We start from the raw sequence: 14887 nt of genomic DNA on the forward strand, positions 1-14887 counted from the left end.
CAAGTTTATTTTTTTCTAATTCGGTTTAAAAATGCTTTCCAAAATCCATCTTTAACCTCCTCATCATGATAGCCATTTGAATAAGCACCGTAGCCGTAGCCATATCCATAACCACTACCATATTTTGCTTTATTTTCATAACCATTTAGCACAATACTCACGTTGCTCAACTCTCCACGTTTAATCCTAGTATTCAACAACGTGATCATATCTTTCTTAGTATAATTTTGTCTTACAATGTACAATATTACATCTGCAAACTGAACTAATTCTAACGAATCTGCAACTAAACCAACTGGCGGAGTATCCAAAACTATATAATCATATTTCTGCTTCAGTTCATCAATCAATTCTTTCATTGCATCACTTAAAATTAACTCAGAAGGATTTGGAGGGATTGGTCCTGAAAGTATTATATCTAAATTAGGAATTGGTGTCTCATTAGTAATTTCTTCTAAATTATTTTGTCTTATTAAATAATTGACCACTCCTAGAGATGATTTTAATTGAAATTCATCTGCCAATCTTGGTTTTCTTAAATCCAGACCAACTATTACTGTTTTTTTCTCGCTTAAAGCAAAAACTGTAGCAATATTTATAGAACAGAATGTTTTTCCCTCTCCACTAATTGAAGAAGTAATCATCAAGGTTTTGGATCCGTCAACTTTTTGCTTTTTATATAAAAACTGAAGGGAAGAACGTAAGCCCCTAAATGATTCTGAAAGAGCAGATTTTGGCTTATCAAAAACCGCTAAGCTTCCTGAGTCTTTATTAATACCCACTACTCCAAGTAATGGAATCTGAGTTAGTTTACTAATATCATCACCATTCTGAATTGAATTATTAATAAAGAAGATTAACAAAACAAACAACAAAGGAATTAAAATCCCTAAGAACAAAGCCATTACATAGTTTACAGAAGTCTTTGGCCCAATTAGACCTCCGCCAATATCTTTTGCAGGATCAATAAAATGAATATCTGATAGATTAGACGCTCTTACAATTTCTGCTTCATTTCTCTTTTGAAGGAATTCTGTATAGATATTATCGTTCAAATCATATTTTCTTTTAATCTTCAGTAATTCTTGTTGTTCAGCAGGAAGTTTTTTAACAGTGCTTTCTGCTTGGCCAATTTTAGCATTTAGCAAAGATAAATCATAAACTAAAGAAGACTTTGCTGTAACAATATTCTCTTGAAGAACATTTTTTACCGCGGCCATTTGATTATCAAAATCTTTAAATATTTTTTCACTTTTTACAGCATAAGCCATCTCAGATCTTTGAGTAGAAAGGGCTATAAGTCTGGAAACATTAGCAACAACGTTAGGATCTTCAATTCCAGCAACAGAAGGGGCAGGTAATCTAGAATAATCAACGCTACTATTTAGATATGCTTTTAAAGAGTTATAATAAGCAATTTTTCTAGCTACTTGATCCTTTTCAGCATCAAAACTCATTATTTTCTCTGAAACTTTAGACCCTCCATCTTCTATTTCGTAAATATTTTTGTCTTTTTGAAAAGACTTTAATTCGTTACCTGTCTCTTTTAGCTGAGATTCCATTGCAACAAGAGTACTATCAATAAATCTAATCGTGTTTGTTGCAAATTGATTTTTACCATCTAGTTGCAATTTCATAAGCATCCTTACGGTAGCATTTAGATAGTCAACCATCCTTGCTTTATTTGTTCCCTGCATTGACAAAGTCAACAACGAACCCGTACTTTTTCCAGCATCTACATTTATGCCTTTATATTGAGATACAGTTCCATCAAAATCATTAAATCTTACAAAGTATTCTTTACCTTTATAAAAACCTGGATTATCTACTATTTGAAGTTTCCAATTTAAAAATGGAAGATTAACACGTTCTCCTACTTTGTATTTTTTAATAAAAGTTGTGGGTTGTACTGACGTATTGCTGTAAGAATTATTGCTATAAGTAATTAACGAAACAGAATTAACTTCAAATGGTATCTGAATTTGATACTCATTTTCACTTAAAAATTTTATATTAATTAATGTATTTGCAAGCTGTCCCTTTGTTTTGTCAATATCGACATAAAATGGTACTGCTCCGTAAGAATCAATTAAATTGTATTTTCCCTGCTCTAAATAATTAATATAAAATTGAAGTTTATCTACAACTAGTTCATTATGAGATCGCGATTGCAAAATCGTAGAAATACCATTTACCTGATCCGAAACTCCTCCCCAATTGAATACCAAACTGGTGTTTGATGTAAAAAAAGGATTGCTTTCTTCTTTAACAGAAATCATGGTTTGCATTCCGTAAATTTTTTCTTTACGAATATTTATCTGGTAAGCAATAGTGAATGTAATAATCAAACTTACAAGAAACCATTTCCAGTAACTTACAATTTTCAACAGAAACCCTTTAAAATCAAAATGAGAATGATTTTCAAAAATGGCGAAATCTTTAATATCTAACATTTTAAAAATCTATTTTTTACTTTATAATTAAATAAACTGTTGTTGCCAAAGATAACAATGTAATTATTGTTCCTATAGACTGTATTCCCGTTTGCCCAGTTCCCCAAGTTTTTTGTCTCAATGGCTTTACGTATATATAATCATTCGGTTGCAAATAATAGTATGGTGATTTCATTACGTTTACATCTGTAAGATCAATATCATGCATTTGAACACCAGTTGGACTCTGACGAATTATGGTTACTTCTCTTCTATTACCAACTGTTGTAATATCTCCTGCATTTGCAACAGCTTCTAAAATATTTACATTGTCTTTAAATAATACTTTTGTACCTGTACTTCCAACTTCTCCATTTATGGTATATCTAAAGCCAGCTAATTTTACTGTTACAAAAATATTTGCTTCGCTTTTAAAATATTCTTCCAGTAATTTCTTTTCAATTTTTATTCTTGTCTCTTCGAGAGTGTATCCAATTACATTAATTTCTCCAAGAATTGGCATTCTTATATTTCCGTGATCATCAACTGTAAATCCATCAAAGTACAAAGCAGATTCACTTTTCCCTGCCTGACCTTGACCCGTTTCCGATTCTGTTGTATTAAAAATAGAAACTAATTTTGAGTCTATTGCCTTTATATTAATTCTTAAAATATCATGTACCTGCAATCTATATGGTTTTGATTCTACTGCTACAATCGCCGCTTGTTCTCCTGAATCATTTTTATCTTGAAGGTAAACCAAATCTTTAATTGGAATGCACGAAGTAAATAATGTAGAGACTAATAAGAATAGAAGAAAGCTATTTTTTGTCATTCGTTCAATGTTTTCGCAAAGATCGTTTCTTTTTAATATTAAGAAAAACCTAATCGCTATTTGGGGTTTAGTTAATTGTTTTTAAATGTTTTTTCGAAAGGCACTCTATGCAAGATACTGCGCCCAAGTGTTATTTCGTCTGCATATTCTAATTCATCTCCAACCGATATTCCTCTCGCAATTGTCGAAATTATAATATCAGAATCTGCAATTTGTTTATAGATATAAAAATTCGTTGTATCTCCTTCCATAGTTGAGCTTAAAGCAAAAATAATCTCCGCTACATTTCCAGATTTTACTTTTGTTACTAAACTAGAAATATTTAACTGATTCGGACCAACTCCTTCAATAGGTGAAATTTTCCCGCCAAGTACATGATATATTCCTTTAAATTGTCCAGTATTTTCTATAGCCATAACATCTCTAATATCTTCTACAATACATATTGTTTCATGATTTCTAACTGGATTAGCGCAAATCTCACACATTTTAGTGTCAGAAATATTATGGCAACTTTCACAAAACTTAATATCCTCACGCATTTTCAATAATGCTTGAGACAAAAAAGCTGTTTGTTCTTTAGATTGCTTTAACAAATGAAGAACTAATCGAAGTGCCGTACGCTTACCTATACCAGGTAATTGCGACATTTCGTTTACCGCTTTTTCAATTAATTTTGATGAAAATTCCATGACGACAAAAGTAATACTTTTAATGGTTTAGCCTACATTACAGCCATTAAATTCAAAGCTTAACACTAACAATAATTTATTACGAAACCCCTTTCTTTTCTTAGCTCAAATGAAGATGACAAACAATGTTTTAGTATTGATTTGTAGCCAACAAAACTAACGTACAAGCTACCTCTACTTGAATATCATTTAATTCTAGCAATTGGTACAACTCTGGATTTTCGGTTCCTGGATTAAAAATTACTCGTTTAGGATGTGACTCAATAATATAATTATAATAATCTCTCTGACGAATAGGATTTAAATACAAAGTGATAGTATCAATATTTTTAACTGGTATCGCTTTAGTTTGAATTTTTACTCCAGCAACTTCTCCAGCTTTTTGTCCGATTGCTAAAACAGAATGTCCTTTTCCTATCAGCATATTTACTGCTTTATAAGAATAACGTTCTGGATTTGTAGACGCTCCTATAACTAATGTTTTTTTATTTTTCATTTTTTTTGTTTAGAATGCAAAAGTAATTAAAAAGAACGATTTAACTTTATCTCTTTGACCCAGAATAAACAGCAATAAAAAACATTATTATAACATAATTCTACATAAAAACATCAAAAAATAACTACATTTACTTCAACCAACCAATACAATATGGAATTATTTATTTACTTATTTGCCGCCTTGTTCTCCGTGCTTAACCCAATTGGAACCGTACCTATTTTTGTCGGATTAACACAACACGACTCTCAAAAAGAAAGATCCCGAATCTCTCTTTGGACTGCAATCAATGTTTTCATCATATTATTGGTTTCTTATTTCATTGGCCAATATGTTCTAACTTTTTTCGGAATAAGCATAGACGCCTTAAGAATTGCGGGCGGAATTGTAATTGTAAATTCTGGCTTTTCTTTACTTTCTGGAAAATTCAACAAGAAACGAGGAATCAATAAAAAAATTGAAAATGAAGCACAACACAGAAATGATATCGCATTAACACCTTTAGCAATACCAATGCTTGCTGGCCCTGGATCGATGTCTCTTTTAATTGCTTTTTATCAAGAACATCATGAAATAAACGAAATTATCATTTCTTCATTAGCCATTCTTGCAATTGCTGTAGCGATTTTTGCCATTTTAAAAAGCGCTCATTATCTAGCTAGAATTTTAGGAGCATCTGGAATTGTTGCTATTTCAAGAATTGTTGGTTTTATCGTTATTTCTATCGGAATTCAATACATAGTAAGTGCTATAGTAAATATTATAAAAGGAAATTTTTAACTCCAAAATATTCTTAAAAAGAAAGGGATAAAATCTTACTTGATTTTATCCCTTTCTTTTTATTAGATCTTTTATTTTAACTTCTTGGCAAGAAAACTTCAGCCATCATACATCTTGCACTTCCTCCTCCACAAGCTTCAATTGTATCAAGGCTTGAGCTTAAGATTTCTGCATGATTTTCCAATTGAGCAATCTGTTTTGGAGTTAAGATCTGGTGTGCAGAAGCACTCATAACAATATATCTCTTATCATCTTTTCCGCGAACTTCTAGCATATTTCCTGCAAAATTATTCACTTGGTCTTCTGTTATTAAAATAACTTCCTTTTGATCTTGTTTAAGATTATCTAGAACCATTTTTCGTTCTTTCTTATCATCGATAGAATCTGCACAAATAACAGCAAAAGTTTCACCTAAACACATCATTACATTAGTATGATAAATTAGTTTACGCTCGCCATCAACCGTCTGAAAAGCTTCAAAAATAACAGGAGCATAATCAAAATCTTCGCAGAATTCTATAAAAAGCTCTTCATCTGCTCTTGGAGATAGTGCGCAATATGCTTTTCCATTAGCTCTATCTAACAACAAACTTCCTGTTCCTTCTAAGAAAATGCCATCTTCTTCTGCTGAAGTATAATCCATGATATTAGAAATTTCGAATCCTTTTTCTTCCAAAGTATCCAAAATATCTTCACGACGTTCTTGACGACGATTTTCAGCAAACATCGGATAAAGTGCTACATCACCATTTTCATGAAATGAAACCCAATTGTTTGGAAAAATACTATCAGGAGTATCAGTCTCCAAATTGTCATCAACAACAGTAACATCTACTCCGACTGCCCTTAATTTTTCAACAAAAGCATCAAATTCCTGTTGTGCTTTAGCATTAACGGTACTTGGTAAAAGTCCATCTAATACTTTTTGATAATAATTATTTACAGCTGTCTGTTCATTCATTCTGAAAGCAACTGGTCGAATCATTACTATTGCGTTTGTTGTTTGTCTCATTTTTTATATTTTTTTGTTTCAAGTTTCAAGTTTCAGGTTTCACGTCTTGCAAAAACTTGAAACCTGAAACTTGAAACAAAAACTGTTTTTAGTCTCTAATTAATGGAAGCGTTGAACATCTCAACAAACCTTCTTGCTTTGAAATTTCAGCATATGGAATTTCTTCAACAGTAAAACCATTTTCACGAAGCCAATTATTCAATCTCGTAAAATTCTTTTCAGAAACTACCACATTTTCATCAATTGAAAACACATTCGAAAACATATTATACATTTCGTTTCTTTCAATATGAAATAGATTTTCTTTTCCGAAAAGCTTCACTAAATAAAGATAATCTGCTTCTTCACGAAAACCTCTTTTATAAATAATACCTTTATTTTTTCCAACCGGCTGAAAACAACAATCTAAATGCAACGCATTGTCACGAGCTTCTAATTTCGATTTAACTAAATCAAATTCTTTTACAATCTTATTAGGAAATAACGATTTAATATAATTAACACCGTGCATATTTGTCCTTGCTGTAATGTAGTCTTTATAATCACTTCCTTTATAAGTTCCGATAAAAATATGATCATTCCAAAGCATTACATCTCCTCCTTCGATATGAACTTCTTCTGGAGGGCGAACTACTTTTAATGGATCTATCTGATCAATTACATATTGAATAGCATCCAATTCGCGCTCTCTATCTGGAAGAATATTTGATTTCACAAAGACATCATCAATTACGAACCCAATATCTCTTGCAAAAATCTGATTGTAGTTTTCAATCATTTCCGGACGATAAACTGTAACATCATATTTCTGAAAAACAGCATTAAAAGCATCCATTTCAGCAACCATATCTTTTTCTAAAGGATAAGTTCCCGCCTTAATATGTTCCAATGATTTAGGATCATAAGCCTCTTCTATAGTTGGAGTTGGTCCATTATGAACAGCAGAACCCAGAACTACAGCACGAAGTCGAGACGTTTCGTTCTTTACATTTAATTGCAACATAACTTTATTGTATTTTGAGCAAATATAAAAAAAGCTTCACAGTTAAGTGAAGCTTTCGTTTTTTATTTATTAGACTTAAACTCTCGTAAAGGATGTCCTGTATAAATTTGTCTTGGTCTTCCAATTGGTTCTTTATTTTCACGCATTTCTTTCCATTGCGCAATCCAACCTGGTAGTCTTCCAATTGCAAACATAACAGTAAACATATCAGTAGGAATTCCTAAAGCTCTGTAGATAATTCCAGAGTAGAAATCAACGTTTGGATATAAGTTTCTTGCTTTGAAGTATTCATCTTCAAGAGCAGCTTTTTCTAATTTTCTTGCAATATCTAAAATCGGATCTTCAACACCTAAAGTCTCTAATACTTCTGTTGCTGCTTTTTTTATAATTTTAGCTCTTGGATCAAAGTTTTTATAAACTCTGTGTCCGAATCCCATTAAACGGAAAGGATCATTTTTGTCTTTTGCTTTTGCTAAGAATTTATCTGTATCTCCGCCATCTTTATTAATCTCTTCAAGCATTTCAAGTACAGCTTGGTTTGCTCCACCGTGAAGTGGCCCCCATAAAGCTGAAACTCCTGCAGAAACTGAAGCAAATAAACCTGCGTGAGAAGAACCTACCATTCTAACAGTAGATGTAGAACAGTTTTGCTCATGATCTGCGTGAAGAATAAATAATTTATCTAAAGCATTTACGATTACTGGATTTGCAGCATAAGGACCAGTAGGCAATTTAAACATTAATTGCATAAAGCTTTCTACATATCCTTTTGTATTATCGTAGTAGTTTAAAGGATAACCCATAGATTTTCTATAAGTCCATGTAGCAATTACAAGAAATTTTGCCATTGTTTTACAAATAGCCTCGTACATTTCTTTTTCATTATCAACATTAACTGCTTTAGGGTTAAATGCTGTTAAAGCACTTGTTAAAGCAGATAGCACTCCCATTGGGTGAGCCGTTTTAGGAAAACCGTCAATGATATTTTTCATTTCTTCGTTTACCAAAGAATGCTTTTTGATACCATTTTCAAAATCTTCTAATTGTGAAGCTGTAGGCAATTCACCAAAAATCAAAAGATAAGATACTTCTAAGAAATTAGCTTTTTCTGCAAGATCTTCGATTGAGTATCCTCTGTAACGTAAAATTCCTTCTTCTCCATCTAGGAAAGTGATTTCGCTTGTACAAGACCCTGAATTTTTATAACCTGGATCAAGTGTAATAAAACCTGTTAAATCACGTAATTTGTTAATATCGATAGCTGATTCGTTTTCGCTTCCTGTGATTACTGGAAGTTCAATCTTTTTACCATCTATTTCTAATGTAGCTATTTTTGACATAATATACTGGAAATAATTCTTTAAATAATAATTTATCAAATCTAATGAATTTAAGACTAATTAAAAAAAGAATACTGCTATGAATTTGTTAAAACTCCAAAAAAAAACCATTCATTAAAAAATGAATGGTTTATCTTAATATATCTCTTATGATTATTTAATCTTGAAAGCATTTAAACCTGGGAAATAAGCAGTGCTTCCTAATTCTTCCTCAATTCTTAATAATTGATTGTATTTTGCCATACGATCTGAACGAGAAGCAGAACCAGTTTTAATTTGACCACAGTTTAAAGCTACAGCTAGGTCAGCAATTGTATTATCTTCAGTTTCTCCAGAACGGTGAGACATTACAGATGTGTAACCAGCATTTTTTGCCATGTTTACAGCAGCAATAGTTTCAGTTAAAGTTCCAATTTGATTTACTTTTACCAAGATAGAGTTAGCAATTCCTTTTTGGATTCCTGTAGACAAACGCTCAACATTAGTAACAAACAAATCATCACCAACTAATTGGACTTTATCACCAATTTTTTCAGTCAAATATTTCCATCCATTCCAATCATCTTCGTACATACCATCTTCGATAGAAATGATTGGATATTTAGCTGCAAGTTCAGCTAAGTAATCAGCCTGCTCCTCAGAAGTTCTGATTTTTCCAGTTTCACCTTCAAATTTAGTATAATCGTATTTACCGTTTACATAAAACTCAGAAGCAGCACAGTCAAGAGCGATCATAATTTCGTCACCGAAAGAATAACCTGCTTTTTCAACAGCCAATTTAATTGTATCTAACGCATCTTCAGTACCACCAGCTAAGTTTGGAGCAAAACCACCTTCGTCACCTACAGCAGTACTCAAACCTCTATCGTGTAAAACTTTTTTCAAACTGTGGAAAATTTCAGTTCCCATTTGCATCGAATGTGTAAAAGAAGTTGCTTTTACTGGGAAAATCATAAACTCTTGGAACGCGATAGGTGCATCAGAGTGAGAACCACCGTTGATGATGTTCATCATTGGAACTGGTAACGTATTAGCAGAAACACCACCTACGTATCTGTATAATGGCAAACCAAGTTCGTTAGCAGCAGCTTTTGCAGCAGCTAAAGAAACTCCTAAAATAGCATTAGCTCCTAATTTAGATTTATTTGGAGTTCCATCTAAATCGATCATTAATTGGTCAATTGTGTTTTGTTCGAAAACAGAAGTTCCTACTAATTCTTCAGCAATAACAGTATTTACATTGTTCACTGCATTCAAAACACCTTTACCTAGATAAGCTTTACCTCCATCACGTAATTCAACAGCTTCGTGTTCTCCAGTTGATGCTCCAGATGGAACAGCAGCTCTACCTAAAACTCCATTTTCAGTTACTACATCTACTTCAATAGTAGGATTACCTCTAGAATCAAGAATTTGTCTTGCGTGAACTTTAATTATAATACTCATTATTTTTGTTTTTTATTAATAAATTATATATTTTTTTCGAAATTATAAAAATATTTAATACTATAAACGCATTGTAGTCATTAAACACCTTTATTTATTAACTACATCGTTTTAGGCTTTGCCGCTTTTAATATTCTCTACAAATTGGTCAAACAAATATGACGAATCATGCGGTCCTGGACTAGCCTCTGGGTGATATTGAACTGAGAAACAATTTTTATTCTTCATTCTCATTCCTGCAACAGTACCATCATTCAAGTGAACATGCGTAATTTCTAATTCTGGATGATTTTCCAATTGCTCTCTCTTAACAGCAAACCCGTGGTTTTGAGATGTTATTTCTCCCTTACCTGTAAGGATGTTTTTTACCGGGTGGTTAATTCCTCTGTGTCCATTAAACATCTTATAAGTTTCAACACCATTAGCCAAACCGATTACTTGATGCCCTAAACAGATTCCAAACAATGGCTTATTATCTACCAAAATCTCCTTAGCAACCTGAATTGCTCCAAACAACGGATCCGGGTCTCCAGGTCCATTTGATAAGAAGTATCCATCAGGATTAAACTCAGACATATCTTTATAAGTTGAATCAAACGGATACACTTTAATGTAACAATCTCTTTTAGCAAGATTTCTTAAAATATTCTTTTTGATACCAAGATCTAAAGCTGATATTTTATAAGTAGCATTTTCGTCGCCAAAGAAATATGGCTCTTTAGTCGAAACTTTAGAAGCCAATTCCAAACCTTCCATATTTGGAACATTAGCTAACTCTTTTTTCAAATCCTCGATTGAAGTTCCATCTGTACAAATTACTGCATTCATAGCCCCATTATCTCGAATGTAACTTACAAGTGCACGCGTATCAACATCAGAAATACAGATTAAATTTTGTTTAGCAAAATAATCCTCTAAACTTCCCGAAGCATTTTCTCTAGAATAATTAAAACTAAAGTTTTTACAAACTAAACCGGCAATTTTAATACTATCAGATTCAACCTCAGAATCATTAACACCATAGTTTCCGATATGTGTATTTGTAGCAACCATTATTTGCCCAAAATAAGAAGGATCAGTAAAAATTTCCTGATACCCAGTCATCCCTGTGTTAAAACAAACTTCACCAAAAGTTTTACCGCTAATTCCGATAGATTTTCCGTGAAAGATTGTTCCATCACTAAGTAATAAAATGGCGCTTTGTCGTGTTGTGTATTTCATTATTTAATTTGTATTGTTTTTTAATCAAGTTATAAAACCAAAATATAGGTTTTAAGTGTAATTAGAATTTTGCAAATTTACTTCTTTAAAATAGCCCCTCCAAGATTTTTTAAAACTTTCATCCGTAAAAATAAAACCTATCATTTTAAATAAGTTACATTTTTACGGTTTCAAAAAAATCAAAAAAAAAGGATAAACTAAAAATTAGTTTATCCTTGATTTCTATAGAATGATTACTTTCATAATTATTCAGAAGCTTCAGTAGTCGTTTCTGTTTCAGCAGCAGGAGCTTCTGGAGCAGCAGTTTCAGCTTTTTTAGCTTTACCACCACGACGGCTTTTCGCTTTTTTAACTTCTTTTTTACCTCCGTTGTAAAGTTCATTAAAATCTACAAGTTCGATCATTGCCATATCAGCATTATCTCCCAAACGATTACCAACTTTAATGATACGAGTGTATCCACCTGGACGGTCTCCAACTTTAGCAGCCACATCTCTGAACAAGTCAGTTACAGCATATTTGCTACGTAGGTAAGCAAAAACAATACGACGATTGTGAGTCGTATCTTCTTTTGATTTAGTGATTAAAGGCTCAACAAATTGTTTAAGCGCTTTAGCTTTAGCAACAGTAGTGTTAATACGTTTGTGCTCAATAAGAGAACAAGCCATATTAGCCAACATAGCTTTTCTATGTCCAGTCTGTCTGCTTAAGTGGTTGAATTTTTTTCCGTGTCTCATGACGTGTTTTTTTTATCTTCATCTTGCTACAATCCGCTATGGAGAGCAAAATATGAAGTAAATTATTCTTTATCTAATTTGTATTTAGCTAAATCCATTCCGAAAGTTAAATTCTTCACTGCAACAAGTTCATCAAGTTCAGTTAAAGATTTTTTACCAAAATTACGGAATTTCATTAGGTCATTTTTATTGAACGATACTAAATCACCAAGTGTATCAACTTCAGCCGCTTTCAAGCAATTTAATGCTCTCACAGATAAATCCATATCAACAAGCTTAGTTTTAAGCAATTGTCTCATATGCAATGACTCTTCATCATACGATTCTGTTTGTGCAATTTCGTCAGCCTCAAGTGTAATTCTTTCATCAGAAAACAACATGAAATGGTGAATTAAAACTTTAGCAGCTTCAGTAAGAGCATCTTTTGGATTAATAGATCCATCAGTTTTAATTTCAAAAACTAATTTTTCGTAATCTGTTTTTTGCTCTACACGGAAATTTTCGATTGCATATTTTACATTTTTTACCGGAGTAAAAATAGAATCTGTAAAAATTGTTCCAATTGCAGCATTCTGTTTTTTGTTCTCTTCAGCAGGAACGTATCCTCTACCTTTCTCGATTGTTAAATCGAAGTTCAATTTGATTTTAGAATCTAAATTACAGATAACAAGGTCTGGATTCAAAACTTGAAAACCTGAGATAAATTTTTGAAAATCACCTGCTGTTAATTGATCTTTACCAGAAACAGAAATAGTAACTGATTCATTATCGATATCTTCAATCTGACGTTTGAAACGTACTTGTTTAAGATTAAGGATAATTTCGGTAACATCCTCAACAACACCTGAAATAGTAGAAAACTCATGATCTACACCTTCGATACGAACAGATGTAATTGCATAACCTTCTAACGCTGAAAGCAAAACTCTTCTAAGTGCATTACCAACTGTCAATCCGTAACCAGGTTCTAAAGGTCTAAACTCAAATTTACCTTCAAAATCGGTTGAATCGATCATGATAACTTTATCGGGCTTTTGAAAATTAAATATTGCCATAAATTTCGACTAAGTCAATTATTATTTGTTGTACAACTCTACGATTAATTGTTCTTTAATGTTTTCTGGAATTTGAAGTCTCGCAGGTACAGAAACGAAAGTTCCTTCTTTAAGATCATTATTCCAAGTAATCCATTCATAAACATGACTTGAATTTGATAAAGAACGTTCGATAGCTTCTAAAGATTTAGATTTTTCACGAACTGCAACTTTATCACCAGGCTTAAGGTGGTAAGAAGGAATATTAACAACCTCTCCATTTACAGTAATGTGTCTGTGAGAAACGATTTGACGCGCACCTCTTCTAGATGGAGCAATTCCCATTCTAAAAACAACATTATCTAATCTTGCTTCGCATAATTGTAATAAAACTTCACCAGTTACTCCTTTAGTCGCTGATGCTTTTTCGAATAAATTTCTGAATTGTTTTTCTAAAATTCCATAAGAATATTTAGCTTTTTGCTTTTCCATTAACTGAACAGCATACTCAGATTTTTTTCCTCTTTTTTTAGCCATCCCGTGTTGTCCAGGTGGGTAATTTCTTTTTTCGAAAGATTTATCATCTCCGAAGATTGCCTCGCCAAATTTACGAGCGATTTTGGTTTTAGGACCAGTATATCTTGCCATTTTAAAAAAAATTTAAGGTAGAAATTATGAATTCAGGTCTAATCCTTCGATAATCTATGTTCTACCTTGTTTATACTATAAAAATAAAAAATTAAACTCTACGTCTTTTTGGAGGACGACATCCGTTGTGCGGCATTGGAGTAACATCGATAATCTCTGTAACTTCAATTCCACCGTTATGAATAGAACGGATAGCAGACTCACGTCCGTTTCCTGGTCCTTTTACATAAACTTTCACTTTTTTAAGTCCTGCCTCAAGTGCTACTTTAGCGCAATCTTCTGCTGCCATTTGAGCTGCGTAAGGAGTGTTCTTTTTAGAACCTCTGAAACCCATTTTACCAGCTGAAGACCAAGAGATAACTTCACCTTTCTTATTAGTCAAAGAAATAATAATGTTATTAAAAGTGGCAGAAATATGAGCCTCACCCGTTGATTCAACGATAACTTTACGTTTTTTTGCAGTTGCTTTAGCCATATTACTTATTATTTAGTTGCTTTTTTCTTGTTAGCAACAGTTTTTCTTTTACCTTTTCTTGTTCTTGAGTTGTTTTTAGTTCTTTGCCCTCTTAATGGAAGACCAGATCTATGACGAATACCTCTGTAACATCCGATATCCATTAAACGCTTAATGTTTAAAGATATTTCAGAACGTAATTCTCCTTCAATTTTGTAAAATGAAACAGCTTCACGAATCGCTCCGATTTCATCATCATTCCAATCTTGAACTTTTTTATCTTGGCTAACTTGAGCTTTTTCCAAAATCTCGATAGCTCTACTTTTTCCTAATCCGAAGATGTAGGTAAGTGCAATAACACCTCTTTTGTTTTTTGGGATATCTACCCCTGCTATTCTTGCCATAATTATCCTTGTCTTTGTTTAAATCTAGGATTCTTTTTGTTTATTACGTACAGTCTCCCTTTTCTACGCACGATAATGCACTCGGCACTTCTCTTTTTTACTGATGCTCTAACTTTCATAGTGAATATCCTTTAATATCGATAAGTAATTCTTGCTTTTGACAAATCGTATGGACTCATTTCTAGTTTCACTTTATCACCAGGTAATAACTTGATGTAATGCATTCGCATTTTTCCAGAAATATGAGCAATTACGATATGTCCATTTTCTAACTCTACACGGAACATCGCATTTGATAATGCTTCAATGATTGATCCGTCTTGTTCTATTGCTGATTGTTTTGCCATAAATAT

At 32.5% G+C, this 14887-nt stretch carries 17 protein-coding genes; 1 reads left to right on the forward strand and 16 read right to left on the reverse strand.

Annotated elements, in window-relative coordinates:
- Window positions 1-5: 5 nt before the first annotated feature.
- From ACFO3N_RS14415 to ACFO3N_RS14430, 4 genes are all read right to left on the reverse strand, one after another.
- A complete protein-coding gene (locus ACFO3N_RS14415; protein ID WP_379798803.1) occupies window positions 6-2453 on the reverse strand; it encodes a polysaccharide biosynthesis tyrosine autokinase in 2448 nt (815 codons plus the stop codon).
- 16 nt (window positions 2454-2469) lie between these two features.
- Window positions 2470-3267, reverse strand: coding sequence for a polysaccharide biosynthesis/export family protein (locus ACFO3N_RS14420; RefSeq protein ID WP_379798805.1), 798 nt, complete (start codon window positions 3265-3267; stop codon window positions 2470-2472).
- A gap of 71 nt (window positions 3268-3338) precedes the next feature.
- Window positions 3339-3959, reverse strand: coding sequence for a recombination mediator RecR (gene recR / locus ACFO3N_RS14425; RefSeq protein WP_379798807.1), 621 nt, complete (start codon window positions 3957-3959; stop codon window positions 3339-3341).
- A 130-nt stretch (window positions 3960-4089) separates the two neighbouring features.
- Window positions 4090-4455, reverse strand: a complete 366-nt coding sequence (locus ACFO3N_RS14430) for a CoA-binding protein (RefSeq protein WP_379798809.1) — start codon at window positions 4453-4455, stop codon at window positions 4090-4092.
- A gap of 153 nt (window positions 4456-4608) precedes the next feature.
- On the opposite strand from ACFO3N_RS14430, the gene ACFO3N_RS14435 reads away from it, so the two are divergent.
- Window positions 4609-5235 carry a MarC family NAAT transporter gene (locus ACFO3N_RS14435; protein ID WP_095931487.1) on the forward strand — a complete coding sequence of 209 codons (627 nt, stop codon included), beginning with the start codon at window positions 4609-4611 and terminating at the stop codon, window positions 5233-5235.
- Window positions 5236-5311: 76 nt separating this feature from the next.
- Here ACFO3N_RS14435 and ctlX read toward each other — a convergent pair whose 3' ends face one another.
- The 12 genes from ctlX to infA form a co-directional block, all read right to left on the reverse strand.
- Entirely contained in the window at window positions 5312-6247 is a 936-nt protein-coding gene (gene ctlX, locus ACFO3N_RS14440) for a citrulline utilization hydrolase CtlX (RefSeq protein ID WP_379798811.1), read from the reverse strand.
- Between the two features lie 88 nt (window positions 6248-6335).
- Window positions 6336-7250 carry a dimethylarginine dimethylaminohydrolase family protein gene (locus ACFO3N_RS14445; protein WP_250837464.1) on the reverse strand — a complete coding sequence of 305 codons (915 nt, stop codon included), beginning with the start codon at window positions 7248-7250 and terminating at the stop codon, window positions 6336-6338.
- 62 nt (window positions 7251-7312) lie between these two features.
- Complete coding sequence (locus ACFO3N_RS14450; RefSeq protein ID WP_095931490.1) at window positions 7313-8590, reverse strand: citrate synthase; 1278 nt, start codon at window positions 8588-8590, stop codon at window positions 7313-7315.
- Window positions 8591-8743: 153 nt separating this feature from the next.
- On the reverse strand, window positions 8744-10036 hold the full coding sequence (eno, locus tag ACFO3N_RS14455) for a phosphopyruvate hydratase (RefSeq protein WP_095931491.1): 1293 nt from the start codon (window positions 10034-10036) through the stop codon (window positions 8744-8746).
- Window positions 10037-10147: 111 nt separating this feature from the next.
- On the reverse strand, window positions 10148-11257 hold the full coding sequence (gene carA, locus ACFO3N_RS14460; RefSeq protein WP_379798814.1) for a glutamine-hydrolyzing carbamoyl-phosphate synthase small subunit: 1110 nt from the start codon (window positions 11255-11257) through the stop codon (window positions 10148-10150).
- A 245-nt stretch (window positions 11258-11502) separates the two neighbouring features.
- Window positions 11503-11994 carry a 50S ribosomal protein L17 gene (rplQ, locus tag ACFO3N_RS14465; RefSeq protein ID WP_095931493.1) on the reverse strand — a complete coding sequence of 164 codons (492 nt, stop codon included), beginning with the start codon at window positions 11992-11994 and terminating at the stop codon, window positions 11503-11505.
- A gap of 62 nt (window positions 11995-12056) precedes the next feature.
- Window positions 12057-13049, reverse strand: coding sequence for a DNA-directed RNA polymerase subunit alpha (locus tag ACFO3N_RS14470; RefSeq protein WP_008464329.1), 993 nt, complete (start codon window positions 13047-13049; stop codon window positions 12057-12059).
- 21 nt (window positions 13050-13070) lie between these two features.
- Window positions 13071-13676: a 30S ribosomal protein S4 gene (rpsD, locus tag ACFO3N_RS14475; protein WP_008464326.1), complete on the reverse strand. Its 606-nt coding sequence runs from the start codon at window positions 13674-13676 to the stop codon at window positions 13071-13073.
- Window positions 13677-13767: 91 nt separating this feature from the next.
- A complete protein-coding gene (gene rpsK, locus ACFO3N_RS14480) occupies window positions 13768-14151 on the reverse strand; it encodes a 30S ribosomal protein S11 (protein WP_026727866.1) in 384 nt (127 codons plus the stop codon).
- Between the two features lie 8 nt (window positions 14152-14159).
- Entirely contained in the window at window positions 14160-14534 is a 375-nt protein-coding gene (rpsM, locus tag ACFO3N_RS14485; protein WP_008464322.1) for a 30S ribosomal protein S13, read from the reverse strand.
- 2 nt (window positions 14535-14536) lie between these two features.
- Complete coding sequence (gene ykgO, locus ACFO3N_RS14490) at window positions 14537-14653, reverse strand: type B 50S ribosomal protein L36 (RefSeq protein WP_002987490.1); 117 nt, start codon at window positions 14651-14653, stop codon at window positions 14537-14539.
- A 12-nt stretch (window positions 14654-14665) separates the two neighbouring features.
- Window positions 14666-14881 (reverse strand): translation initiation factor IF-1, encoded by a 216-nt coding sequence (gene infA, locus ACFO3N_RS14495; protein WP_007136545.1) that lies wholly within the window; start codon window positions 14879-14881, stop codon window positions 14666-14668.
- Window positions 14882-14887: the final 6 nt, after the last annotated feature.

This window comes from Flavobacterium chungangensis, from assembly GCF_042654045.1.
Lineage (GTDB): Bacteria > Bacteroidota > Bacteroidia > Flavobacteriales > Flavobacteriaceae > Flavobacterium > Flavobacterium chungangensis.